26 protein-coding genes are annotated in these 22,901 nt (G+C 65.9%); 18 read left to right on the plus strand and 8 right to left on the minus strand.

Translation table 11 applies throughout. The features are described 5' to 3' along the window. Window positions 1–9 precede the first annotated feature (9 nt). Complete coding sequence (locus tag NOF53_RS09465) at window positions 10–468, plus strand: flavodoxin family protein (protein WP_255967600.1); 459 nt, start codon at window positions 10–12, stop codon at window positions 466–468. Between the two features lie 19 nt (window positions 469–487). Here the strand turns inward: NOF53_RS09465 and NOF53_RS09470 are convergent, their stop codons facing one another. Then, on the minus strand, window positions 488–1,156 hold the full coding sequence (locus tag NOF53_RS09470; protein WP_255967602.1) for a TetR/AcrR family transcriptional regulator C-terminal domain-containing protein: 669 nt from the start codon (window positions 1,154–1,156) through the stop codon (window positions 488–490). Between the two features lie 82 nt (window positions 1,157–1,238). On the opposite strand from NOF53_RS09470, the gene NOF53_RS09475 reads away from it, so the two are divergent. After that, a complete protein-coding gene (locus tag NOF53_RS09475) occupies window positions 1,239–2,276 on the plus strand; it encodes an NAD(P)-dependent alcohol dehydrogenase (protein WP_308213794.1) in 1,038 nt (345 codons plus the stop codon). 40 nt (window positions 2,277–2,316) lie between these two features. Then, window positions 2,317–3,549 carry a winged helix-turn-helix domain-containing protein gene (locus NOF53_RS09480; protein ID WP_255967604.1) on the plus strand — a complete coding sequence of 411 codons (1,233 nt, stop codon included), beginning with the start codon at window positions 2,317–2,319 and terminating at the stop codon, window positions 3,547–3,549. A 3-nt stretch (window positions 3,550–3,552) separates the two neighbouring features. Here NOF53_RS09480 and NOF53_RS09485 read toward each other — a convergent pair whose 3' ends face one another. Next, complete coding sequence (locus NOF53_RS09485; protein ID WP_255967606.1) at window positions 3,553–3,987, minus strand: SRPBCC family protein; 435 nt, start codon at window positions 3,985–3,987, stop codon at window positions 3,553–3,555. Between the two features lie 103 nt (window positions 3,988–4,090). Further along, complete coding sequence (locus tag NOF53_RS09490) at window positions 4,091–4,570, minus strand: toxin-antitoxin system HicB family antitoxin (protein ID WP_255967608.1); 480 nt, start codon at window positions 4,568–4,570, stop codon at window positions 4,091–4,093. A gap of 153 nt (window positions 4,571–4,723) precedes the next feature. Between NOF53_RS09490 and thyX the strand changes: the two genes are divergently transcribed. From thyX to NOF53_RS09520, 6 genes are all read left to right on the plus strand, one after another. Continuing rightward, a complete protein-coding gene (gene thyX / locus NOF53_RS09495; protein ID WP_255967610.1) occupies window positions 4,724–5,476 on the plus strand; it encodes an FAD-dependent thymidylate synthase in 753 nt (250 codons plus the stop codon). Between the two features lie 43 nt (window positions 5,477–5,519). Further along, window positions 5,520–6,428, plus strand: a complete 909-nt coding sequence (gene dapA, locus NOF53_RS09500) for a 4-hydroxy-tetrahydrodipicolinate synthase (RefSeq protein ID WP_255967612.1) — start codon at window positions 5,520–5,522, stop codon at window positions 6,426–6,428. Continuing rightward, the gene (locus NOF53_RS09505; protein WP_255967614.1) at window positions 6,425–8,428 is read left to right on the plus strand and encodes an RNase J family beta-CASP ribonuclease; all 2,004 of its coding nucleotides are present in this window, start codon (window positions 6,425–6,427) and stop codon (window positions 8,426–8,428) included. The genes dapA and NOF53_RS09505 overlap by 4 nt, the downstream gene beginning before the upstream one ends. A 25-nt stretch (window positions 8,429–8,453) precedes the next feature. Further along, window positions 8,454–9,077: a TIGR03085 family metal-binding protein gene (locus NOF53_RS09510; RefSeq protein ID WP_255967615.1), complete on the plus strand. Its 624-nt coding sequence runs from the start codon at window positions 8,454–8,456 to the stop codon at window positions 9,075–9,077. Window positions 9,078–9,155: 78 nt separating this feature from the next. Then, window positions 9,156–11,789 (plus strand): DNA translocase FtsK, encoded by a 2,634-nt coding sequence (locus tag NOF53_RS09515; RefSeq protein ID WP_255967616.1) that lies wholly within the window; start codon window positions 9,156–9,158, stop codon window positions 11,787–11,789. Between the two features lie 207 nt (window positions 11,790–11,996). Beyond that, window positions 11,997–12,980: a TerC family protein gene (locus NOF53_RS09520; protein WP_255967619.1), complete on the plus strand. Its 984-nt coding sequence runs from the start codon at window positions 11,997–11,999 to the stop codon at window positions 12,978–12,980. 31 nt (window positions 12,981–13,011) lie between these two features. Here NOF53_RS09520 and NOF53_RS09525 read toward each other — a convergent pair whose 3' ends face one another. Both NOF53_RS09525 and NOF53_RS09530 read right to left on the minus strand, forming a co-directional pair. Further along, window positions 13,012–13,296 (minus strand): YciI family protein, encoded by a 285-nt coding sequence (locus tag NOF53_RS09525; protein ID WP_255967621.1) that lies wholly within the window; start codon window positions 13,294–13,296, stop codon window positions 13,012–13,014. 72 nt (window positions 13,297–13,368) lie between these two features. Next, window positions 13,369–13,893, minus strand: coding sequence for an amino-acid N-acetyltransferase (locus NOF53_RS09530; RefSeq protein WP_255967623.1), 525 nt, complete (start codon window positions 13,891–13,893; stop codon window positions 13,369–13,371). A 117-nt stretch (window positions 13,894–14,010) separates the two neighbouring features. Between NOF53_RS09530 and pgsA the strand changes: the two genes are divergently transcribed. The 5 genes from pgsA (at window position 14,011) to pspM (ending at window position 17,427) form a co-directional block, all read left to right on the plus strand. Then, the gene (pgsA, locus tag NOF53_RS09535; protein WP_255967625.1) at window positions 14,011–14,673 is read left to right on the plus strand and encodes a CDP-diacylglycerol--glycerol-3-phosphate 3-phosphatidyltransferase; all 663 of its coding nucleotides are present in this window, start codon (window positions 14,011–14,013) and stop codon (window positions 14,671–14,673) included. Beyond that, the gene (locus NOF53_RS09540; RefSeq protein ID WP_255967627.1) at window positions 14,670–15,170 is read left to right on the plus strand and encodes a CinA family protein; all 501 of its coding nucleotides are present in this window, start codon (window positions 14,670–14,672) and stop codon (window positions 15,168–15,170) included. Before pgsA ends, NOF53_RS09540 begins: the two co-directional genes overlap by 4 nt. 70 nt (window positions 15,171–15,240) lie before the next feature. Further along, window positions 15,241–15,603: a helix-turn-helix domain-containing protein gene (locus tag NOF53_RS09545; protein ID WP_255967629.1), complete on the plus strand. Its 363-nt coding sequence runs from the start codon at window positions 15,241–15,243 to the stop codon at window positions 15,601–15,603. A gap of 155 nt (window positions 15,604–15,758) precedes the next feature. After that, entirely contained in the window at window positions 15,759–16,580 is an 822-nt protein-coding gene (locus NOF53_RS09550) for a PspA/IM30 family protein (RefSeq protein ID WP_255967631.1), read from the plus strand. A 16-nt stretch (window positions 16,581–16,596) separates the two neighbouring features. Next, window positions 16,597–17,427 (plus strand): phage shock envelope stress response protein PspM, encoded by an 831-nt coding sequence (gene pspM, locus NOF53_RS09555; RefSeq protein WP_255967632.1) that lies wholly within the window; start codon window positions 16,597–16,599, stop codon window positions 17,425–17,427. 2 nt (window positions 17,428–17,429) lie between these two features. On the opposite strand, the gene NOF53_RS09560 is transcribed toward pspM, so the two are convergent. Genes NOF53_RS09560 through NOF53_RS09570 form a run of 3 tightly spaced genes read right to left on the minus strand, consistent with a single transcriptional unit; the run spans window position 17,430 to window position 19,330 of the window. Next, window positions 17,430–18,035, minus strand: a complete 606-nt coding sequence (locus tag NOF53_RS09560; RefSeq protein WP_255967633.1) for an energy-coupling factor transporter transmembrane component T family protein — start codon at window positions 18,033–18,035, stop codon at window positions 17,430–17,432. After that, window positions 18,032–18,712 (minus strand): energy-coupling factor ABC transporter ATP-binding protein, encoded by a 681-nt coding sequence (locus tag NOF53_RS09565; RefSeq protein ID WP_255967634.1) that lies wholly within the window; start codon window positions 18,710–18,712, stop codon window positions 18,032–18,034. Before NOF53_RS09565 ends, NOF53_RS09560 begins: the two co-directional genes overlap by 4 nt. A gap of 21 nt (window positions 18,713–18,733) precedes the next feature. Continuing rightward, window positions 18,734–19,330 (minus strand): biotin transporter BioY, encoded by a 597-nt coding sequence (locus NOF53_RS09570; protein WP_255967635.1) that lies wholly within the window; start codon window positions 19,328–19,330, stop codon window positions 18,734–18,736. Window positions 19,331–19,580: 250 nt separating this feature from the next. Between NOF53_RS09570 and NOF53_RS09575 the strand changes: the two genes are divergently transcribed. The 4 genes from NOF53_RS09575 to NOF53_RS09590 all read left to right on the plus strand — a co-directional run bounded on the left by NOF53_RS09575 (window position 19,581) and on the right by NOF53_RS09590 (window position 22,896). Next, window positions 19,581–19,757: a hypothetical protein gene (locus NOF53_RS09575; RefSeq protein ID WP_255967637.1), complete on the plus strand. Its 177-nt coding sequence runs from the start codon at window positions 19,581–19,583 to the stop codon at window positions 19,755–19,757. A 16-nt stretch (window positions 19,758–19,773) separates the two neighbouring features. Continuing rightward, window positions 19,774–20,490, plus strand: coding sequence for a PIG-L deacetylase family protein (locus tag NOF53_RS09580; RefSeq protein ID WP_255967639.1), 717 nt, complete (start codon window positions 19,774–19,776; stop codon window positions 20,488–20,490). 253 nt (window positions 20,491–20,743) lie between these two features. After that, window positions 20,744–21,367 (plus strand): TetR/AcrR family transcriptional regulator, encoded by a 624-nt coding sequence (locus tag NOF53_RS09585; protein WP_255967641.1) that lies wholly within the window; start codon window positions 20,744–20,746, stop codon window positions 21,365–21,367. Continuing rightward, window positions 21,364–22,896: a glycerol-3-phosphate dehydrogenase/oxidase gene (locus NOF53_RS09590; protein WP_255967652.1), complete on the plus strand. Its 1,533-nt coding sequence runs from the start codon at window positions 21,364–21,366 to the stop codon at window positions 22,894–22,896. The genes NOF53_RS09585 and NOF53_RS09590 overlap by 4 nt, the downstream gene beginning before the upstream one ends. Window positions 22,897–22,901: the final 5 nt, after the last annotated feature.

Consider the following 22,901-nt stretch of genomic DNA (forward strand, 5'->3'; position numbering starts at 1 on the left):
CTGACCACTGTGAAGTCACTCCTCGTCGTCCATCACACTCCGTCGCCGGTGACCCGCGAGTGCCTCGAAGCGGTAGTGAAGGGTGCACGAGACCCCGACATCGAGGGCGTCGAGGTTCGGTCGATACCCGCGCTCGGCGCCACCGTGCCCGACGTCCTTGCCGCCGACGGCTTTCTTTTCGGAACGTCCGCCAACTTCGGCTACATGTCGGGGGCGCTCAAACACTTCTTCGACACCGTCTACTACCCGTGCCTCGACGCGGTCGCGGGGCGCCCCTATGGGCTGTGGGTCCACGGCAACAACGACACCGCCGGCGCGGTGAAGTCGGTGCAGAAGATCGTCACCGGGCTCGCACTCACGAAGGCGGCTGAGGCGCTCGAACTCACCGGCGCGATCGACGCAGCCGCGCGCGAGCGGTGTTATGAACTCGGTGCGACAGTGGCAGTCGTTCTCGCCGAGGGCATGTGAGGTTTGCTCTGGTGCGTGATCAGCCCGTGGTGCGACTGCGCTCGAGCCCTTCCAGAATGAGGTCGAGTCCGAACTCGAACTCATCTCTGTAGGCGTAACCCGGCTGTAGGACGTGTTCGATGGCCAGTTCGGTGAGGTGTGGATACTTCCCGGACGAGAATTGCGACAGGATGGTCTGTGCCACCGCCGCGGTGTCCTCTGGGGTATCGAACGGCAGGCTCGCCTCCTGCAGGGCGAACCCGTAGAGATAGCTGTCCACGGCGGAGAAGGCGTGGGCAGCCATCGCGACCGAGAATCCTGCAGTGCGGAGCGTTCCGATTACCGCATCGTGGTGACGCAATGTTGCGGGTCCGGGTGTGGTTCGCGAGCCCATCAGTCCGGTGGCCCAGGGATGCCGGGCGAGGACTTCGCGCGCCGATATCGCGCGCCCGCGCATGGACGAGATCCAGTCGGCTCCTTCGGGAGGGAGCGCGATCTCGCTGAAGACACTGTCGATCATGCCGTCGAGAAGGTCGTCCTTGTTTGCAACGTGGTTGTACAGCGACATCGCCTCGACGCCGAGTTCCACACCGAGCTTGCGCATGGTGAGTGACTCGAGCCCCGTCGCGTCGGCGAGGGTGATGGCGGCGCGCAGGACCAGGTTACGGTTCAGCCGGGCCCGGGGCCGGCGGCCGTCCTGTGGCGTCATCGACCGAGAACCTTCCTCTTGACAGCACTTACGAAGTAAGCGTACTACTGACACTGTAAACTTACACCGTAAGGGGTGAGTGGTGACCGAAGCGCAGCCAGATCGTTCGACCGGGGCGAAGACAGTTCCGGTGGCGCCGAAGACGATGACAGCGATCGTCCAGGACAAGTACGGCGAGGCCGGGGACGTCCTGCGTCTCGAGGAGATCGAGCGGCCCGAGATCGGTGACGACGAGGTGCTTCTCCGGGTTCGGGCGGCCGGGGTGGACAGGGGAGTCCGGCACGTCATGGCTGGGCTCCCGTACCCGGTCCGCCTGGCCGGCTACGGTATTCGGGCGCCGAAGAATCGCGTGCGCGGACTCGATGTTGCCGGTGACGTCGTCGCGGTGGGCAGGAAGGTGACCAGACTGCACGTGGGTGACGAGGTGTTCGGCATCGCGGCCGGCTCCTTCGCGGAGTACGCGGCCGCACAAGAGTCCAAGCTGGCTCCGAAACCGGTAAACCTCACATTCGCACAAGCGGCGGCCATTCCTGTTTCCGCGCTCACCGCCCTGCAAGGTCTGCGTGACCGCGGGAAGGTGGTTGCGGGGCACAGAGTCCTGATCATCGGCGCATCCGGCGGCGTCGGCTCGTTCGCTGTCCAGATCGCCAAGGCGTTCGGTGCCGTCGTCACCGGGGTATGCCGCACGTCGAAGGCCGACACGGTGCGGTCGATCGGCGCGGACCACGTCATCGACTATCTCGCCGAAGACTTCGCCGACGGACGGCAGCGGTACGACGTCATCCTCGACACCGGCGGGCATCGATCGCTGACCGATATGCGACGTGCGCTGGCGCCTCGGGGGACCCTGGTGATCGTGGGATCCGAAACGGGCGGGCGATGGCTCGGAGGTACCGACCGCCAGATCCGGGCTATGGTGCTCTCGCCGTTCCTCCGCCAGAAGATGGGGACGTTCGTCTCCTCGGAGAACGCGGCTGATCTGCTCGAACTCACCGAACTCATCGAGTCGGGGAAAGTTGTGCCGGTCGTCGGAAGGACCTACCCCCTGAGCGAGACCGCTGCGGCGATCGACGATCTGTCGAACGGGCACGCGCGAGGGAAGATCGTCGTGACGGTGTAATCCCCCTCGGGTTGTCGGTCACTGCTGACAGGATGCGGTCATGCGTGAGATGACCGCCGCCGCGGCCAGGAGATCGGCGCTGTGGGCGCAGGGGTTCGCCGACGCCAAGCCGGCGGGTGTGCCCACCAGACGGCACGTCCGCTCGGTGCTCGACCGGCTCCGGCTATTCCAGATCGATTCGGTCTCGGTGGCGGCGCGGGCCCACTACGTTCCCCTGTTCAGCAGAATCGGCGCGTATGACCGGGGACTGCTCGACTCGGCGGCGTGGTCACACAGCGCCCGCACGCCGCGCTTGCTCGCCGAGTACTGGGCACACGAGGCGGCGTTCATCCCGATCGAGGACTGGCCGTTGTTCCGCTGGCGTATGCACCGCTACCGGCACGGAAGGTGGGCAGGCGAGGCCCGGGTGCTGGACCGCAACCCCACCCTTGCCGCCGATGTGCTCGACGTGATCCGAGGGGTGGGTCCCTGCAGCGCCCGCGACGTAGAGAAACACCTCGAGGTCGACCGCCCCGATCGCAAAGGACCGTGGTGGGACCGCAGCGACACCAAGGTCGTGTGCGAGCAACTGTTTGCCTCCGGTGCCCTCGCGGTCGACAAACGAGTCGCGTTCACCCGTCACTACGATCTCACCGAACGAGTCATTCCGGAAAAGATTCTCGCACAGGCGTTTTCGGAGGAGGAGTCGATCCGCCGGCTCGTCGGTCGGTCCGCACGGGCACTGGGAGTGGCTACGGAGTCGGATCTACGTGACTACTACCGGCTGTCTCCGGCGCAGAGCAAGCCCGCTGTCGACGATCTCGTCGAGGACGGTGTGCTCGAATCCGTCACCGTCCGAGGCTGGGACACTCCTGCCTTCGTGCACCGCGACGTCCGGACACCGCGGCGGGTGGAGGCGGCGGCGTTGTTGTGCCCGTTCGATCCGCTGGTGTTCTGCCGACCGCGGACGGAGCGGATCTTCGATTTCCGGTATCGCCTCGAGATCTACACTCCGGCGCACAAGCGGGTCCACGGGTACTACGTTTTTCCGTTCCTGCTCGACGGCGCATTGGTAGCCAGAGTCGATCTGAAAGCGGACCGGCCGAGGAAAACGCTCGAGGTCCGGTCGGCTTTCGCCGAAACGGGAGCGCGTCCCGCACAGGTGGTGGAGCCGCTGCTGTCGGAACTCCGCAGGATGGCGGAGTGGCTGGGGTTGGAACACGTCATGGTCGACAAGCGAGGAGATCTCGCCCAACTCCTCGCGGTCGCCGCGAAGCGACCGCGAGAAGTGTGAGAACTACAGGCTTTCGACGAACTTGGTGAGACCCTTGCTGGCCGTCTCGAGTGCGGTCTTCTGCGCCTTCTTCACCAGGAAACCGGGCAACGGGATCTTGGGATCGACCGTCAGCTCGAAAGTCACCTTGGTGCCGGCGCCGGACTCGGTCAGGACGTACGAACCGTCCTGCGCGTTCTGCTGACCGCTCTCGACGAGGTGCCACGACACGGTGTCGTCACCGTCGAAGGTGTAGTCGACCACCTGCTCGTCGCTGATGCCGAGAATGGAGACGTTCATCCGAACACGGTGGGGGCGGCCGTCGTCGTGGGTGCTTTCGATGGTCACCGACTTGTGAGCCGATGACCACTCGGGCAGCCGATCCACCGCGGCGATCGCGGCCATCACCGTGGCCGGATCGGCCTTGATCTCGAACTCTTTGACGCCGGAAACGGCCATATTTTTCGCTCCTTCGAGCCCGTGGCGACTCTCACCGTGTGGCTGTTGCGACGTAATTAGACCACCGTCGGCGTCGGCTGCGTGGAGCGGTGCTGCGCGGGGTTCAGAAGTTGTTGCCGAGGTTGCGGCGCATATGGTCCTCGAGTGCGCCCTTCACTGCCTGGGACACCCACGAGTTCAACGACACCCCATTCTGTGACGCAGCCTCCTCCGCCTTCGACTTGATCTGATCCATCAGGCGGAGGGTGACGCGACTGATGTCACCGGTGGCGTCGTTGAAGGCGGCGCTGATGTCTTCGGCGGTCGTGGTGGTTTTGTCCCCGGCTCCCGCAGCTGTTGTGGCTGTGCGGGAGATGTCCACCCCGACCTGATCGCCGTCGAGTCGCACTTTTACCGTGCGACTCTCCAGTTCGGACGACACTTCACCAGCGAATTCGGTGAGCGCGGACAGGAGAAGGAGCCGGGTCGCAGGTTCGACCGCGGCCGCGAGCGCTGCCGCGGTGTCCCGGGTCCGGTCGTCGCCGAGGGCGGCGGCTGCTGTGAGGTCGTCGCGCAGCCGGGCGACATAACTGTCGAGGTTCATGACGTCATCCTGACGTCACTAATGACGTCAGTCAAGGGCTGGGTCGGTCGCCGGCAGTCGGTGCCCCACCCGCACGGAGTCCGGATCGCGGCGCCACTAGTGTTCATGCATCAGTGGTGGATCCGTTCGGGGGTCCGGTAGGAGGATCAGGCAGTGCCTCAGACGGTGTCGCTCAGGGTGCAGCTCGTCGCGAAGACGGAGTTCTTTCCGCCTGCGGACATCCCGTGGGAGACCGACGCGGACGGCGGTGAGGCGCTGGCCGAGTTCGCGGGGCGCGCCTGCTATCAGAGCTGGTCGAAGCCCAACCCGCGCACCGCGACCAACGCCGGGTATCTGCGCCACCTCCTCGAAGTGGGGCACGAATCCGTCCTGGAACACGGCAGCGTCACCTTTTACATCACCGGAATTTCCCGCTCGTGCACTCACGAGCTGATCCGCCACCGGCATTTCTCCTACTCGCAGCTGTCGCAGCGGTTCGTGCGGGAGAACGATTCCAACGTGGTCGCGCCGCCAGCGATCGCCGGTGATCCCGAACTCGAGGCGCTCTTTGCCAAGGCAACGGATGCGAGCCGGGCGGCATACGGCGAGTTGCTCGTCGCGCTCGAGTCCAAGCTCGCGGAAACCTCGAGCCTTCCCTTGCGGAACAAGCAGGCGCGCCAGGCCGCGCGGGCCGTACTGCCCAACGCGACGGAGACCCGGGTAGTGGTCACCGGGAACTACCGGGCATGGCGCCACTTCGTCTCCATGCGGGCTACCGAGCACGCCGACGTCGAGATTCGCCGACTCGCCGTCGAATGCCTCAGGCAGTTGCAGGAAGCGGCACCGAATGTGTTCGGTGACTTCGAGATCGTCGACTGGGGCGACGGATCCGAAGTGGCGCGGAGCACGTTTTCCGCGGACCTGTGAGTGGTGTGCGAAAGTACCTGGGCCACCGGGTAGCCTTCTGACCATGACCTACGGTGATTCCGCTTCTCACGTCGAGCGTCCGTTCGGCACCGTTTCCACTGCGATGGTGACGCCCTTCACCTCCGACGGAAAGCTGGACGTCGACGCGGGTGTCCGCCTCGCGGCGTACCTCGTCGACAACGGATGCGACTCTCTCGTGCTCGCCGGTACCACCGGTGAGTCGCCGACGACCACGGAGAACGAGAAGCTCGAGCTGCTTCGCGCCGTGATCGATGCGGTCGGCGACCGTGCGAAGATCATCGCAGGGGCAGGGAGCAACGACACCGCCCACAGTGTGGAACTCGCGCGCGACGCCGCCCGCGCCGGGGCGCAGGGGCTCCTCGTCGTCACGCCGTACTACTCACGTCCGCCACAGGCGGGCCTGTACGCCCACTTCACCGCTGTCGCCGATGCCACCGATCTTCCGGTGATGCTCTACGACATTCCACCGCGCTCCGTGGTCCCCATCGAGACCGAGACGATCCGCCGCCTCGCCGAGCACCCGCGCATCGTCGCGGTCAAGGACGCCAAGGGCGACTTGAACGCCGGCGCCGAGCTGATCGGCACCACCGACCTTCTCTTCTACTCGGGCGACGATCCGCTGAACCTGCCGTGGCTGTCGGTCGGCGCCACCGGGTTCGTCAGCGTGATCGGGCACCTCGTGCCGTCCCGGCTGCGTGAACTCCACACGGCATTCGCGGCCGGCGACATCGCCCGGGCCCGCGCCATCAATCTCAGCCTGATTCCGGTCATCCGATCCGTCGCGCGGTTGGGCGGCGTCAGTGCGTCGAAGGCAGGATTGCGATTGATAGGTCTCGACGTGGGGGAGCCCCGGCTTCCTCAAGTGGCACCCACCCACGACCAGCTCGATCTCCTGGCAGCCGACCTCCACGCTGCGGGGGTACTCGCATGACCCGTCCCGCCCGTCGTCGCAGCGCCAGCCGTCAGGCCGGACCGCCGTCTCCCGCCCCGGCTGAGCAGCCGTCGGCACCGTCCGTGTCGGAGCCGCCGTCGGCGCCCGCCGCGGAGCAAGCACAGGATCGGAAATCCGCGCCCGTGCTCGCAGAGAGCCCCACCGCCCCGAAGCAGGCGAAATCCGCGCCGGTCAAGGCCGCGTCCACGAAGACGGGCGCCACCGGCAAGTCGCCGTCCCGTTCCCGGCGCGGGGGCAATGGCGGTAACAAGCGTCCGGACAACCGGGTGGCAACTCCCGATCCGACCGCGCGGCTCGGCGCTCCCCCCAAGGCCCCGTTCAAGGGGCTGCGAGTGGTAGCCCTCGGCGGTATCGGCGAAATCGGCCGCAACATGACCGTCTTCGAGCATCAGGGCAAACTGCTCATCGTCGACTGCGGCGTGCTGTTTCCCGAGGATCAGCAGCCTGGTGTCGACCTGATCCTGCCGGACTTCCGGCACATCGAGGATCGCATGGCCGATGTCGAGGCCGTCGTCCTCACGCACGGTCACGAGGATCACATCGGCGCGATCCCGTTCCTGCTCCGCCTGCGACCGGATCTGCCGGTCATCGGGTCACGGTTCACCCTCGCGCTCGTCGCAGCCAAGTGCCGGGAACACCGCCAGCGTCCTAACCTCGTCGAGGTCACCGAGGGGCAGCGCACGGCACACGGGCCGTTCGAATGCGAATACTTCGCCGTCAACCACTCGATTCCCGACGCGATCGCGGTTGCCATCCGCACCGATGCCGGAGTCGTATTGCACACCGGTGACATCAAGCTCGACCAGCTTCCGCTCGACGGCAGGCTCACCGACCTCGCCGGATTCTCCCGCCTGGGTGATGAAGGGGTCGATCTCTTCCTGGTCGACTCGACCAACGCCGAGGTCCCCGGATTCGTCACACCGGAACGTGAGATCGGCGGCGTACTCGACAATGTCATCGGCAAGGCGAAGCAGCGAGTGATCGTGGCGTCGTTCGCCAGCCATGTGCACCGTATCCAGCAGGTGGTCGACGTGGCACACCGCTACAACCGCCGGGTCGCGTTCGTGGGCCGTTCCATGGTCCGCAACATGCAGATAGCGCAGGATCTCGGCTACCTGACCGTGCCGGACGGTCTGGTGGTCGACATCGACACCGCGGCGAACCTGCCCGACGATCGCCTCGTGCTGATCTCCACCGGCTCGCAGGGTGAACCGCTGTCGGCGTTGTCGCGGATGGCGCGCGGTGAACACCGTCAGATCAACATCCGGGCGAATGACCTGGTGGTCCTGGCCTCGTCACTGATTCCCGGTAACGAGAACTCCGTCTTCGCGGTGGTGAACGGTCTCGCCAAGCGCGGTGCCACCGTGGTCACGCAGCAAAGCGCCAAGGTGCACGTCTCCGGTCACGCGTCGGCAGGCGAGCTCCTCTACCTGTACAACGCGGTCCGGCCTACGAATGCCATGCCGGTGCACGGCGAATGGCGGCATTTGCGCGCCAATGCTGCGCTGGCGAAGGCCACCGGCGTCCCGGAAGAGCGCATCGTGCTCGCCGAAGACGGTGTGGTGGTCGACATGGTGGACGGTCTCGCCGAGATCGTCGGGCAGGTCCCGGTCGGACACGTCTATGTCGACGGTCTGTCGGTCGGCGACGTCGGCGACTCCACGTTGTCCGATCGACTGGTTCTCGGCGAGGGCGGTTTCATCGCGATCAACGTCGTGATCGACGATCACACGGGTCGTGCGGTCAGCACGCCGGAGGTGTCCGGACGCGGATTCTCCGACGACCCGACTGCCCTCAAGGCTGCGGCTCAGCTGGTCGAGGCGGAACTCCTGCGACTGGCCACCGAGGGCATCAACGACGCTCACCGCATCGCCCAGGCGATCCGGCGCGTCGTCGGCAAATGGGTGGCGGACAAGTACCGTCGCCGGCCGATGATCGTCCCGACCGTCATCGCGGTGCCGTCTGCCGAGGGCAAGTAGTTCTCCGGCAGGTACATTCGGTCAGGTGACCTTCGCCCGAGATGAACGCCTCGCCCTCGTCGATTCGATGGCCGAATTCGGTCCCGACGCCCCGACCCTCTGCGGGACGTGGACCAACCGGGACCTGGCCGCACACCTGATCGTGCGCGAACGACGCCTCGACACGACCCCCGGGATTCTCGTCAGCCGTCTCGCCGGTTACACGGAGCGGGTCCAGAACGAGACGGCGATGCGCCCGTGGAGCCGGCTGCTGGACGAGGTCCGGACCGGTCCACCTCGGTGGTCGCCGATGTACTGGGTCGATGCCCAGGTGAACATGGGGGAGATGTTCGTCCACCACGAGGACGTTCGCCGTGCCCACGAAGGGTGGGAGCCGCGGGTTCTCCCGGCACCGCGCCAGGACGCTCTGTGGGGTTTGGCACGCAAGGTGGCGCGCCTCGGCTACCGCAGCGCCTCGGTCACAGTGGTGCTCGCACGCCCGTCCGGCGAGCAGGCCACGGTGCGCAACGCCGGGACCCGGCGGGTCATTCTCCGAGGTGAACCAGCAGAACTGGTGCTTCATGCCTTCGGCCGGGACGCCGTCCGGATCGAGACCGAGGGGGACGCCGAGGACGCCGCCGCCGTCATGTCACTGGACCGCAGTTTCTGAGGCGCTCGGTACAGCTCCACGGGTGTTACGTGTGTTGCGGATGGTCCGGAAGGTGCCGCAGCGACTAATCTGACAACCATGGCAGGTAAGGCGAGCGCCCGCGGTTCGAGCACGACGACGTCCACGGCGAGGACGGGCGTGCGAGGAGCGTCGTCTCCGTCCAAGCCGAAGTCGCGAACGACCCGGACTGTCAGCACTCCCCGCAAGCCCACCTCACCGCGCGCCGGTGCTGCCCGCGGCGGCGCCAGGAAATCGGCTGCGAAGAAGTCCACCGCCTCGAGTCCCTTGAAATCGGTGGGCCGCGGCATCGGTGCCGGATGGTCGCTCGTGGCCAAAGGCGTCGGGGCCACCACCCGCACCGTGGGCAAGGCTGGCGAGATCGAACAAGGACACCGGCGCGACGGAATTGCCCTCGGGCTCATCGCCATGAGTGTTGTCATCGCGGGAGGTATTTGGTTCTCCGCGGGCGGCCCCGTGGGGGAATGGATCGAAACGGGTGTCCGTGCGGTGTTCGGCGGCGCCTCCGCGGTGCTACCCGTGATCGGCGTCGGCGTTGCCGTCGTACTCATGAGAACGGAGCCGAAGCCCGAGATCCGGCCGCGACTGGTGCTCGGGTCGTTGTTGGTGGGGCTACCCGCACTGGGTCTCTGGCACATCGCGAGTGGCGCTCCCACCGACGCCGACGGCCGCGCGCAGGGCGCGGGTTTCGTGGGCTACGCGGCAGGTGGTCCGTTGACCGACGGGCTGACCGTGTGGTTGTCGGCTCCCTTACTCCTCATGGCAGCGCTGTTCGGCATCCTGCTGGTTACCGGCACCACGGTGCGCGAGGTCCCCGGCAAATTGCAGGCGTATTTCGGGACCTCGTTCGGCCGTGACCACTATGCCGACTACGACAGCGAGTACTACGACGACGGGGAGTACGACCCGACGCTGTTCGACGCGGACGGCTATCCGGTGGACGACTACGCGCCTGGAGCGAAGGGGGCGCCGGCCGACAACTATCCCACCGACGAGTACACCGTCAGCGACACGGCGAAGACGGAAGTACTCGGACTGTGGGATGCCGAAACCGCCGCGGAGCCGGTGGTGCCGCCGCCGGTTCCGGTACCGAAACCGGCCCGCGCAAAAACCAAGCCGGTGGTCGCGCCCAAGCCGGAACCCGAACCGGAGCCGCCCCTGCCGGAGGTCGACAAGTTCGTGACGGACCGGGTGGTGGAGGGCGACTACACGCTGCCTCCGACGTCGTTGCTGATCGACGGTGATCCGCCGAAGAAGCGCAGTTCGGCCAACGACGCGATGATCGAGGCGATCACGGAGGTCCTCGAACAGTTCAAGATCGATGCAGCGGTCACCGGGTTCACCCGAGGCCCCACCGTCACCCGGTACGAGGTGGAACTCGGTCCCGGCGTCAAGGTCGAGAAAATCACCGCTCTGGCCCGCAATATCGCGTACGCCGTCGCCACCGACAACGTGCGCCTGCTGGCACCGATCCCCGGAAAATCGGCCGTCGGTATCGAGGTGCCCAACTCCGACCGCGAGATGGTGCGCCTTGCCGACGTCCTCACCGCACCCACTACGCGGAAGGATCACCATCCTCTGGTGATCGGTCTCGGTAAGGACATCGAGGGCAACTTCGTCAGCGCGAACCTGGCAAAGATGCCCCACTTGCTGGTGGCCGGGTCCACCGGCTCCGGTAAGTCCAGCTTCGTCAACTCGATGCTGGTGTCACTGCTCTCACGCGCCACGCCTGACGAAGTGCGGATGATCCTCATCGACCCGAAGATGGTCGAATTGACGCCATATGAGGGTATTCCGCACCTCATCACGCCCATCATCACCCAGCCCAAGAAAGCCGCAGCCGCGCTGGCGTGGCTGGTGGAGGAGATGGAACAGCGCTACCAGGACATGCAGGCCAATCGGGTGCGCCACATCGACGACTTCAACTCCAAGGTGAGGTCGGGCGAGATCACCGCACCCCTCGGCAGCGAACGGGTCTATCGCCCGTATCCGTACATCCTCGCCATCGTCGACGAGTTGGCCGACCTCATGATGACGGCTCCGCGGGACGTCGAAGAAGCGATCGTGCGCATCACCCAGAAGGCGCGTGCAGCCGGCATCCACCTCGTGCTGGCCACGCAGCGGCCGTCGGTGGACGTGGTGACGGGCCTGATCAAGACGAACGTGCCGTCGCGGCTCGCGTTCGCGACGTCCTCACTCACCGACTCACGAGTCATCCTGGATCAGCCCGGTGCCGAGAAGCTGATCGGTATGGGCGACGGTTTGTTCCTGCCCATGGGTGCAGGCAAGCCGACCCGTCTGCAGGGAGCCTTCATCACCGACGAAGAGATCTCGGCGGTGGTCGATTTCAGTAAGAACCAGGCGGAGCCGGAGTACACCGAAGGCGTCACGGCAGCGAAGGTGGGGGAGAAGAAGGACGTCGACCCCGACATCGGGGACGACATGGACGTGCTGTTGCAGGCGGTCGAACTCGTCGTGTCCAGCCAGTTCGGTTCCACGTCGATGCTGCAGCGCAAATTGCGTGTCGGGTTCGCGAAGGCCGGTCGTCTGATGGATCTGATGGAGACGCGGGGAGTGGTCGGACCCAGCGAGGGGTCCAAGGCGCGTGAGGTTTTGATCAAGCCCGACGAGTTGGACGGCCTGTTGTGGTCGATCCGCGGTGGAGATCCGAACGAGGCACCTGCCGACGAGTAGCTCGCGTGCCGCTCCCGGAATGTACGATTTCGGCGCGGTGTGGTTGAATGGTCAGCGACTTGGAGGGGAGTATCCCCACCTCTGTGGCAGCATCGTCAGCACGGTCGGCACCATTGCCGATCCGGGGCTGCCAGTCGGTCGGACCTCGGTGCGACTCGGCGGGAGAGACCTCCGGTACCGAATGAGGTCTACCGGAGGTCTGTCTATATGCATGTCTCACCGCTTGTCTGGGTCATCACGTGTGTGGTGATTCTCGGACTGTTCGTCTTCGACTTCTTCGCCCACGTACGCACCCCGCACGCCCCGACGTTCCGCGAGTCGGCCTTCTGGTCGACGGTCTACATCGGCATCGCCATTCTGTTCGGACTGATCGTGATGTGGCTCTGGGGCAGCCAGTACGGCGGGGAGTATTTCGCCGGTTACGTCACCGAAAAGGCGTTGTCGGTCGACAACCTCTTCGTCTTCGTCATCATCATGGCGACGTTCTCCGTGCCGCGGGAGTACCAGCAGAAGGTGCTGCTGATCGGCATCGTCATGGCATTGGTGATGCGCGGCATCTTCATTGCCGTCGGTGCGGCGGCTATCAACACCTACAGCTGGGTGTTCTACCTGTTCGGTGCGTTCCTCATCTACACCGCGTACACGCTGGTCCGTGACCACGGGCACGAGAAGGAGGTGGAGGAGGAACGCGACAGCAAGATCGTCGCGGTCGCCAAGAAGATCCTCCCCACCACGGATTCCTACGACGGCGACAAGCTCGTTACGCGGATCAACGGCAAGCGGGTGGTCACACCGCTGCTACTCGCGCTCGTCGCCATCGGATTCACCGATGTGCTGTTCGCCCTCGACTCGATTCCGGCGATCTACGGCCTCACCCAGGAGCCGTACCTGGTCTTCACGGCCAACGCGTTCGCGCTCATGGGACTGCGTCAGCTGTACTTCCTGATCGGCGGGCTGCTCGACCGGCTCGTGTACCTGTCCTACGGCCTGTCGATCATTCTGGCGTTCATCGGCGTCAAGCTCGTGTTGCACGCCCTCCACGAGAACACTCTCGGCTTCGTCAACGGCGGGGACCACGTCGCGGTCCCAGAGATCACGACAGGGATGTCGCTGACCGTCATCGTCGGGGTGCTGGCCGTCACCACTGTGGCCAGCCTCTTGAAGACGCGGAACATGACCCCCGCGAAGTAGCGTTCGCTGGCGGAGGCCGGTACTCGGCGGATCAGAGACTGAATTCGCCGAGTACCGGGATCCACTCGACGATCCGGGACGCCGTCACCAAATTGTGGACAGCGAAGGGGTCGTGGGTGAACAGCAACTTCACGGTCTCTGCATCGGCGGCGTCGACGATGATGAAGGCACCGCTGCCGTCCGCGAACGGACCCGACGACAGGACGGTCTTGCGCTCGACGAGCTCACCGAGCCAGGCCCGGTGGGCGGCGCGATGTTCGTCGCGGCCGGCAGCGGTCTCGTCCGAATAGGTGTACTCCACTACGAACAGGGACATGTTCTCGCTCTCTGTGGGCTGGGAAAAATTGAGGTGGGACGCGCGTGATTTCGTCCCGGATGCCGGGATGCGTCAGAGCGTGAGGAGCATCCGGGTGTTCCCGAGGGTGTTCGGTTTGACATAGCTGAGATCGAGGAATTCGGCGACACCGGTGTCGTACGAGCGGCACATCTCGGCGTAGACCTCGGCCGTCACGGGTGTGCCGTCGATCTCGACGAACCCGTGTTTGCCGAAGAAATCGACCTCGAAGGTGAGGACGAAGAGTCTCTCGAGTTCGAGCTCGCGCGCGACCTCTATCAGTTTGGCGACCACCTGATGGCCCGCACCCTGACCCTTTGCCTGAGGATCGACCGCGATGGTGCGCACCTCGCCTAGGTCGGCCCACAGTACATGCATTGCGCCACAACCGATTACGGTTTCTTCGCGCTCGGCAACCCAGAACTCCTGGATGGACTCGTACAGCGTGACGAGATTCTTCTCGAGCAGGATCTTGCCGGAGTAGATGTCGATCAGGCGCTTGATCTCGGGCACGTCGGAGGTTCGTGCTCGCCGCACGATCAGCTGATTGTCGACGGTGTTCGGCGTCCGAGATGTCATGTCGTGAACATTAGCCAACCGCCGTACCGATATTCTTAGGCACGTGCCGGTACCACGTACGACTTCGCCCCGATCCCCAGGACGTCCAGGGGTGCAGTTCGACGCTGCGGTGGGCCGATGAGTACGCAGCGTGAGGATCGGCCCGCGGCAGAGGACCCGACGGCTCCGAATCCCACAGTGGAGCCGGCGAGTGATACGCACGTACCACTCCTCAACATCGCCAACGTTCTGACGATCCTGCGGATCTTGCTGGTGCCCGTCTTCCTGGTCGTACTGCTGATCGGTGACGGTCACGAGACCCTGTGGCGGCTGGCGGCGACAGGTGTCTTCGCGGTGGCGGCCATCACCGACCGGATCGACGGTCAGCTGGCGCGCAAATATGGACTGGTCACCGATTTCGGCAAGCTCGCCGATCCCATTGCGGACAAGGCGCTGATCGGTGCCGCGCTGGTCGGTCTCTCCGTTCTGGGCGACCTGCCCTGGTGGGTGACGGTGATCATCGCGGTACGTGAACTGGGCATCACCCTGCTTCGCTTCGCCGTTCTGCGCCACGCCGTCATTCCCGCGGGCCGCGGAGGCAAGCTCAAGACGCTCGTGCAGTCGATCGCGATCGGTTTCTACCTCCTGCCGCTACCCGACGCCTTCGACCTCGCCGGCTGGGTGCTGATGGGCGCTGCGGTGGCGCTCACCGTAATCACCGGGCTCGACTATGTCGTCCAGGCCGTTCGCCTGCGCGCCGGAGTCCACAAGGTCGAGATGAATGCGGGCACCGGGGCATGACCGACCCGTTGACCCCGGGCACCCGCGTGAGCGAACTGGTGGACCTGCTGTCCCGGCGCGGCGATACAGTGGCTACCGCCGAATCGCTGACGGCGGGACTTCTCGCGGCGACCATCGCCGGAGTGCCGGGCGCCAGCAAGGTCCTCCGCGGCGGCCTCGTGGTCTATGCCACAGACCTCAAGGAGACGCTCGCGGGCGTGGACCCCGTGTCGCTTGCTGCAGACGGACCCGTCTCCGCGTCCACCGCGAGCGGACTTGCCGAGGCTGCGCGCTCCCGCTGCACTGCCGATTGGGGAATAGGACTGACCGGTGTCGCAGGCCCGGACACGCAGGACGGGCATCCGGTAGGCACGGTGTTCCTGGGTATCTCCGGTATCGGCGGACACTCGGTGCACAAGCTCCGATTGGCAGGCGACAGATGGGGAATCCGTAAATCAGCGGTTTCTGCTGCCGTGTCGGAACTCCTCGATCGCATGCAGGAAACATCCGCAGGCTAAGGTCGGGAACCAATCGGTCCTGTTCGCGCGTTGAGTAGGCGAGACAGGTGACGGATGAAGGAGGAGCGAGATGGCGCTGCTATTGCGTGAGGCAATCGGTGACAGTCTTCGGCGCACGCGCGTTTCGCAGAGCCGGACCCTGCGTGAGGTGTCGAACAGTGCGCGAGTGAGCCTCGGGTACCTGTCCGAGGTCGAGCGAGGGCGGAAAGAGGCCTCGAGCGAGCTTTTGGCGGCGATCTGCGATGCCTTGGAAGTTCCACTGTCCGACGTCCTGGTCGACGTCAGCGAGTCGCTGTCCGATCGATCGTCGGCCGAGCGTGCGGCCGAATCGGCCGCGGTCGAGGTGTCCGCACGGCCTGGTTCGACGACCATTGCCCGCGACACGAGGGTTGTGATTCCGGCGCCGACGGCGCAGGCGCTCGCTGCCGCGTAGCACCCCACCCGCCGAACCGATAGATTTCACTTAACGCCGATCTCGTCTTCGGTGGTCAGACAGGCAGTCGGGGCGCAGCCCTTGTTCCGGTGCGTGACGGTCGCGCATCGGGTCGCGCATCGCGCGGCGCAACAGATGGAGGCAGGATCAAACCCATGGCTAATCCTTTCGTCAAGGGATGGAAGTACCTGATGGCGCTCTTCAATTCCAAGATCGATGAGAAGGCTGACCCCAAGGTTCAGATTCAGCAGGCGATCGAAGATGCGCAGCGCCAGCACCAGGCCCTTTCTCAGCAGGCCGCGTCTGTCATCGGCAACCAGCGCCAGCTCGAGATGAAGCTGAGCCGTCAACTCGACGAGGTCGAAAAGCTCAACGCCAATGCCCGGCAGGCAGTCAACCTGGCTGATCAGGCGCACGCTGCCGGTGACACCGAGAAGGCGATCCAGTACACCAACGCCGCCGAGGCGTTCGCCGCTCAGTTGGTCACGGCCGAGCAGGGCGTCGAAGACCTCAAAGCGTTGCACGACCAGTCCCTGCAGGCCGCTGCACAGGCGAAGAAGGCCGTCGAGCAGAACGCGATGGCACTGCAGTCCAAGGTTGCAGAGCGCACCAAACTGCTCAGCCAGCTGGAGCAGGCCAAGATGCAGGAGCGGGTCAGTGAGTCCCTGCGTTCGATGGACAGCACGTTGTCGGCGCCCGGCAACACACCCAGCCTCGACGCCGTGCGTGACAAGATCGAGCGCCGCTACGCCGACGCACTCGGTTCCGCTGAGCTGGCCCAGAACTCGGTCTCCGGTCGCATGATGGAAGTTCAGCAGGCCAGCATTCAGATGGCAGGCCACAGCCGCCTCGAGCAGATTCGCGCTTCGATGAAGGGTGATGCGCTCCCTTCCGGTGGGGCGTCCGCTGCCCCGGCCACTCCCGCCACCAATCAGCAGCCTCCTGCCGCGGGCCAGACCGGCACTGCGGGCCAGTAGCCGAAACACCGAACCCATGGGTTTCACCCGAGGTGGCCGACCCGGACGTGCAGTCCGGTCGGCCACTGTCGTATCCGGCTTCGTCGGAGTCCAGGGAGCGTTGCGGGACGCCGGCGAGTCCGTCGTCGAGGCGGCGCAGCGGTGGCGTGATCCGCGCGAACGCCTGCTACGGAAGAAGCGACGAGCTCGGCGGCGGGCGCAGCGTTTCGGCGTCGTGTCGGGATCCTCGGCCACGGGTGCCGCGGGGCTTGCCCTTGCTGCGGCTCCCGAATGGTCATTGGTGATGGCAGGCGGGGGTGCTGTTGTGTTCGCGGTGCCGGCGGTAATGGCGCTGAACCGTTACCGAGAGCTCGATGCGGTCGTGCCGCCGCCGGGTCGTCCGGCCCGGCGTTCCCTCCCGTCGCCGTCCTCGGTGGCCCGGGCGCCCATGGAGCGGCTAGTACACAGTGAGCGGGCACTCCACGGAATACTCGGGGTGCTCACCCGCTCGGCGACGATCAGCGACGATGACATCGAGGACACCCACGGCACTGCCCGGTCCGCGGCGGCCGCCCTGCACGCGGTCGCCGTCGATATCGTGGCCATGGAGAGTGCGGCCAGTGGGAGCCGGGCGGCAGCACCGTCGCTCCACCGGGCGATTGCCTCCGCGGCCGCACAACTCGACGACGGCGTCGATCAATTCGAAGAGTTGGTGGCTGCTGCGGCCGAAGTGACGGTTCCCGGTGCGTCCGGGGCGGTTGGCGGTCTGGCGTGTGAGCGCGCGGAGCTGGTGTCGGCCACGGAAAAGCTGGCGGGCCTCGCCGCCGCACTCGGGGAGATCGACGACATCGTGCGCCGATACCGCTGAGCTCAGTCGTCCGCGCCGCGCGCAGCGAGTGCCTCGCCCATGGCGTCGGCCGTCATCAAGGTGCTCACCACCACGGGCACCGCCAGCGCGCGAAGCGAGAAACCCAGCCCCCGCGCCTTCCGTGCATCGGCTACGCGCTGCACTATCCCCGACATCAGGGGGATGCAGCGGATCGTCATCGCCAGCACCAACGCGATCCGGTCGGGGTTCACGCCGAAGCGGCGCAGGGGCGCCATGGCGGTGGTGATCGCGTCGAGCATGTCGGTGACACGTGTGGTGAGACTGAGCAGTGCGGCAGCAGCAACCGACAGCAGAAGGGTCCCGCACACGAGAGCAGCGCGCACCCATCCGGTGAACACGAGCTGGAAGGCGCCGATGATCAGCAGCATCCACAGCAGTGGCCGGAGCTGAGCCAGCGCCGCCCGGACGGGTATCCGTGCGACCGCGTAGGCGGCCCCGACGAGCAGTGCCGCGGGCGCCAGCTGCCACGGCTGTCGGACACCGACGGTGATAGCGACGATGCACGCGATCAGGGCCAGGACCTTCGCGCCGGCAGGTAGCCGATGCACGACCGTGTCGCCGGGGTGGTAGAGGCCGAGGGTGCTCATCGAACCAGGTTGCGGTAGAAGTCGATCGACGCACTCGGCGCGCCGTCAGCGACCACGCGCCCCTCGTCGACCACGAGGACCCGCTCGAACGAGTCGAGCAACGCGAGGTGGTGCGTCACCACGATCACCTGCTGCGGTAGTCGTGCGAAAGTCTCCGCGATGACGCGGGTATTGCGTAGATCGAGGAGTGTGGTCGGTTCGTCCGCAACCAGCACCTCGGGTTCTGTCACCATCACCGCGGCGAGCGCGAGAAGCTGTTTCTGGCCCCCGGACAGCAGGTGCGTCGGGTGGTCGGCATGGCCGGCGAGTCCGAATTGTTCGAGCACCCGGGTGACGCGCTCGGCGCGTTCGGTCGTGGACAACGACGACCGACGGAGCGAGAAACGGATGTCCTCGGCCACCGTGGGCATGATGATCTGGTGGTTGGGATCGGTGAACACGAAACCGACCTTCTTGCGCACCTGGCGACCGCGTCGCGCCGTGTCGAGGTCGTCGACGGTGACAGAGCCGGCGGACGGAAGGACCAACCCGTTGATCAGCCGAGCCAAAGTCGACTTACCGCCGCCGTTGGGACCCACGATGCCGATGCGGTGTTCGGACAGGGTGAGGTCGACCCCTGCCAGTACCGAGCGCTCGCCGTAGGAATGGCTCACGCCGTGGAACCGAATGTCACTCATCGCCCCGAACCGATCACGGAGTCAGCGGACCTCTGCGGTGCGGTGCGGTGCGGTCGCAGGATCCTTCAGCAGTGCCGGGTAGGCGCGGTGGACCTGCGCGGCGACGAGTGCGGTGACGACGGCCTTGACGAGATCGCCCGGCAGATAGGTGGCGTTCGCGGTGATCGCCTGCCACAACGAGAGGTCGGTACGCAGCATCATCCCGGGCAGTCCGAAGGCGTACAGCACCACGATTCCGCCGAGGATGTTGATACCGATCCCCAGGATCACCCGATATCGGGGAAGCATGCGTACGGTCAGCCAGCCGATGACCGCGACAGCGGGAATCCAGCCGATGAGGAAGCCGACAGTGGGGCCCGCCAGGGAGGTGAGGGTGGTGCGTCCGCCGGCGAGGACCGGTAGGACCAGACCGAGAGCCATCACCGTCAGGACTGACAGCACACCTTTGCGCGCACCGAGGAGCGCACCGGCCAGCATGACCCCGAGCGACTGCAGAGTGATCGGGACGCCGGACGAGCCGACGTTGATGGTGCCGGGAAGTCCCAGCGCCACGATCAACGCGGCGAACACAGCGACGTGGGCGAGGTCGCGTGCGGAAAATCGGGATGTCGTCGACACGGTCGGCGTGCTCCTCCTGCTGCAGGACTGAATGGCGCGAAGTTTACGTCAGGAGGCCGGTCGCACTCGCGTCGCGACGGCCCACGCGGGCTCGGGGGAGTGGGGGACAACCCTGAACTTTCCCTGATCTTTGCGCTGACCTGGTGATTTACCGAAGGCAGCGTGCCAGGCTGGGGTGCGTACCCGATGAGTGGGGTCGACCGGATGTCGGGCGCAGAAATCGATCGGGGAGATGTGAGTGGAGGAAGTCATGTTCTGGAAGATTGTTCTTGCGGTCGTGGTGATCTGGATCGCGCTGGCCGTCGTCGGTGCATTGATCGAGGGCCTCTTCTGGGTTCTCGTCGTCAGCGCGGTGGTGTTCGGGGCGTACCTCTTGTACAAGGCGATGTCCGGATCCGGCGAGAAGTCGGACATCACACACCTCTGAGGTGCAGTCTCGAATCATGCAACCGGTACCCGAGGACTGGCATCGTGGGCTCGTCATCGTCGCCCATCCCGACGACATCGAATACGGGGCGGCAGCAGCAGTCGCCCGATGGACCGAACAGGGCAAAGACATCCGATACGTGCTCGCCACCAGTGGCGAAGCCGGAATTGCTGGTCTGCACCCCCGTGAATCGGGGCCTCTCCGCGAGGAGGAAGAGCGTCGCTCGGCGGCCGTCGTGGGGGTCTCGCAGGTGGAGTTCCTCGGCTACCCCGACGGGCGGGTCGTCGAAAGTCTGGAACTGCGCCGCGACCTCGCTGCGGCCATTCGGCGCCATCGCCCCGACCTGGTGGTGACCGCCCATTTCGGCGATACCTGGGGTCCCGGGCAGCCCAACAGTGCCGATCACCGCGCCCTCGGGCGCTGTGTCCTCGACGCCGCCGCGGATGCCGCTAACGAGTGGATCTTCCCCGAACTGGGGGACAGGGGGCTTCCGTCGTGGCGAGGAGTGCGCTGGGTCGCGGTCAACACCATGCAACCTACTCATGCGGTCGACGTCACGCACACCGTGGATCGAGCCGTCCTGTCACTCGCTGAGCACGCGCGATATCTCGAAGCGCTGTCCGACATACCCGTGGGGAAACAGGCGCGTGCGCAAGTCGAGGCTGTGACCGGCCCCCAGCCCGGATTCGACGCCGACCGGGCCGTCGGCTTCGACCTCTACTATTTCGCGTAACTCCCTCGTCCCCACCGGTGGGGCACGACACGCGTAACCGAATGTCACCGCGGGCACGTCTGAGTAGACGGATGTGACATCAGGCCCAAGCGGCAGAACTGGAGGCATGAATCGGACACTGACGGAATCGGGGGAATTTCCGAACTTGCTTCCGGACGATCACATCGGCGGCCGACGCGCACCGTCTCGAGCACACTCGCCACCTCAGTCCAACCGTATGGAAATCGGCAAATGCGTTACGGTGTTACATACAATGTCTATCCGTAATCCACTGTCGAGCGACGACAGCACGCCGAGCGTCGACGACGCCATACTCGATGCAGCACGATCCTGCATCCTCGACTTCGGGCTTCGCAGAACCACACTGGCCGAGGTCGCGCGACGGGCGGGAGTCAGCCGGCCGACCGTCTACCGCCGGTGGGCGGACACCCGGGCTGTGGTCGCCGACCTCATGACCCGCGAGATCGCTGCTCTGACGCCCGCCTTCACGCTCGAGCAGTCGGTATACGACCAACTCGTCGAGGCCGTCGTCGACGTATCCGCCGCAGTGCGAAACCATCCTCTCTTCGTCAAGATACTGCGCTCCGACCAGGAACTCTTCACGACGTATGTGCTCGAGCGGCTCGGGACCAGCCAGAAGGCGATCATCGACCGGGTCGCGCTCGCCGTGGTGGCCGGTCAGCGTCAGAACTCCGTGCGCACCGGCGACAGTCGCCACATCGCCACCATGGTGCTGCTCATCGCACAGTCCGCTGTCCAGTCGGCGGCGATGGTTGCCGGGGAACTTCCCGGTGACGCCCTGACCGTGGAACTGCGCCAGGCAATCGGCGCCTACCTGGCACCGCAGAATCACGAGAGCGCTGGAGGAAAACGGTGAACGACGGAAATGCGACACACTCCTCGTCGCTCAATGCCCGCCGCAGGACGCACGAGCTCCAGCAGCTGGCCGACAATGGGCGGGTAGACGTACTCGTGATCGGCGGCGGCGTGACCGGCGCCGGCGTGGCGCTCGACGCCGCCTCACGTGGGTTGAACGTCGTGCTCGTAGAGAAGCGCGACCTCGCTTTCGGAACGAGTAGGTGGAGTTCGAAACTCGTGCACGGGGGACTGCGCTACCTGGCGTCGGGCAACATCGGCATCGCGCGGGAAAGTGCGATGGAACGCGGGATTCTGATGACCCGCACCGCCCCCCACCTGGTCCGGGCGCTGCCGCAACTCGTCCCCGTCCTCGATTCCACCACACTGTTCGGCAAGTCCCTGATCCGCGCCGGCTTCCTCGCGGGCGACATATTGCGCGCCGGAGCACACACGTCGCCGACCGTCTTGCCGAGGTCGCGCACCGTGCGTCCCGACCGCGTGGCCGAGCTCGCTCCCGCGGTGCGGCGGCAAGGGCTGCGAGGCGGACTGGTCGCATTCGACGGCCAACTCGTCGACGATGCCCGACTCGTGATCGGCCTCGCGCGGACGGCTGCGATGCACGGCGCGAAGATACTCACACGGACAGGCGCGTACGCGGTGACCGGAACGTCGGCCACGCTGCGCGACGAGTTGACCGGGTCCGAAATGGTGATCGAGGCGCGCACGGTGATCAACGCAGCGGGTGTCTGGTCGGGAGAGATCGACCCCGACATCAGCCTCAGGCCCAGTCGCGGCACGCACCTCGTGCTGTCCGCCGACCGGCTGGGCAATCCCACGGCGGCGCTGACCGTGCCCGTTCCGGGGGCAACCAATCGCTTCGTCTTCGCGTTGCCGGCCCAATTGGGACGTGTGTATCTGGGGTTGACGGACGAGGCGGCGCGGGGACCGGTGCCCGACATCCCGGTTGCGTCCGAAGGCGAGATCGACTTCCTGCTGGCGACGGTCAACACTGCGCTGGAGAACCCGCTGGTACGTACGGATGTTCTGGGCACCTTCGCTGGTCTGCGCCCCCTGCTCCACATTGGGGACGGCTCGACTGCCGACTTGTCTCGCAACCACGCGATCCTGCATTCCAGCACGGGACTCGTCAGTGTCGTCGGCGGCAAGCTGACCACCTACCGCAAGATGGCGGAGGACGCCGTCGACGCCGTCGTCGAACTCGCAGGACTGACTGCGGGCCCCTGCCGGACCCGGGTGCTGCCGCTCGTCGGTGCCGCCTCCCAGGCAGCCCTGCGAAACGTGGCAGCGCCGCCGTCGCTGGTGGCCCGCTACGGAACGGAAGCCGCGCTGGTCGCCGCCGACCCCGCCTTGCTCGCACCGATTGCGGTCGGCCTGGACATCAGCCGCGCCGAGTTCGACTTCGGTGTCTCACACGAGGGCGCACTCGACGTAGGCGACCTCCTCGACCGTCGCACGCGGATCGGGCTCGTCGCGGACGATCGGGCGCGGGCGCTGCACGCCGCCGAATCAGCGTTCGGGATTCGGTGACGACG

The sequence above is a fragment of the Rhodococcus tibetensis genome (genome assembly GCF_024438035.1).
GTDB classification, from domain to species: domain Bacteria; phylum Actinomycetota; class Actinomycetes; order Mycobacteriales; family Mycobacteriaceae; genus Rhodococcus_F; species Rhodococcus_F tibetensis.

What these genes read in the sequence shown, in the direction of transcription:
- NOF53_RS09485 (WP_255967606.1), bottom strand. Translation starts at nt 3,987, where the DNA reads ATGGCCGTTTCCGGCGTCAAAGAGTTCGAGATCAAGGCCGATCCGGCC.
- NOF53_RS09490 (WP_255967608.1), bottom strand. Translation starts at nt 4,570, where the DNA reads ATGAACCTCGACAGTTATGTCGCCCGGCTGCGCGACGACCTCACAGCA.
- NOF53_RS09560 (WP_255967633.1), bottom strand. Translation starts at nt 18,035, where the DNA reads ATGAGCACCCTCGGCCTCTACCACCCCGGCGACACGGTCGTGCATCGG.
- NOF53_RS09515 (WP_255967616.1), top strand. Translation starts at nt 9,156, where the DNA reads ATGGCAGGTAAGGCGAGCGCCCGCGGTTCGAGCACGACGACGTCCACG.
- NOF53_RS09525 (WP_255967621.1), bottom strand. Translation starts at nt 13,296, where the DNA reads ATGTCCCTGTTCGTAGTGGAGTACACCTATTCGGACGAGACCGCTGCC.
- pgsA (WP_255967625.1), top strand. Translation starts at nt 14,011, where the DNA reads ATGAGTACGCAGCGTGAGGATCGGCCCGCGGCAGAGGACCCGACGGCT.
- NOF53_RS09550 (WP_255967631.1), top strand. Translation starts at nt 15,759, where the DNA reads ATGGCTAATCCTTTCGTCAAGGGATGGAAGTACCTGATGGCGCTCTTC.
- NOF53_RS09520 (WP_255967619.1), top strand. Translation starts at nt 11,997, where the DNA reads ATGCATGTCTCACCGCTTGTCTGGGTCATCACGTGTGTGGTGATTCTC.
- NOF53_RS09580 (WP_255967639.1), top strand. Translation starts at nt 19,774, where the DNA reads ATGCAACCGGTACCCGAGGACTGGCATCGTGGGCTCGTCATCGTCGCC.
- pspM (WP_255967632.1), top strand. Translation starts at nt 16,597, where the DNA reads ATGGGTTTCACCCGAGGTGGCCGACCCGGACGTGCAGTCCGGTCGGCC.
- NOF53_RS09545 (WP_255967629.1), top strand. Translation starts at nt 15,241, where the DNA reads ATGGCGCTGCTATTGCGTGAGGCAATCGGTGACAGTCTTCGGCGCACG.
- NOF53_RS09470 (WP_255967602.1), bottom strand. Translation starts at nt 1,156, where the DNA reads ATGACGCCACAGGACGGCCGCCGGCCCCGGGCCCGGCTGAACCGTAAC.
- NOF53_RS09505 (WP_255967614.1), top strand. Translation starts at nt 6,425, where the DNA reads ATGACCCGTCCCGCCCGTCGTCGCAGCGCCAGCCGTCAGGCCGGACCG.
- NOF53_RS09585 (WP_255967641.1), top strand. Translation starts at nt 20,744, where the DNA reads ATGTCTATCCGTAATCCACTGTCGAGCGACGACAGCACGCCGAGCGTC.
- dapA (WP_255967612.1), top strand. Translation starts at nt 5,520, where the DNA reads ATGACCTACGGTGATTCCGCTTCTCACGTCGAGCGTCCGTTCGGCACC.
- NOF53_RS09530 (WP_255967623.1), bottom strand. Translation starts at nt 13,893, where the DNA reads ATGACATCTCGGACGCCGAACACCGTCGACAATCAGCTGATCGTGCGG.
- NOF53_RS09540 (WP_255967627.1), top strand. Translation starts at nt 14,670, where the DNA reads ATGACCGACCCGTTGACCCCGGGCACCCGCGTGAGCGAACTGGTGGAC.
- NOF53_RS09480 (WP_255967604.1), top strand. Translation starts at nt 2,317, where the DNA reads ATGCGTGAGATGACCGCCGCCGCGGCCAGGAGATCGGCGCTGTGGGCG.
- NOF53_RS09575 (WP_255967637.1), top strand. Translation starts at nt 19,581, where the DNA reads ATGTTCTGGAAGATTGTTCTTGCGGTCGTGGTGATCTGGATCGCGCTG.
- NOF53_RS09565 (WP_255967634.1), bottom strand. Translation starts at nt 18,712, where the DNA reads ATGAGTGACATTCGGTTCCACGGCGTGAGCCATTCCTACGGCGAGCGC.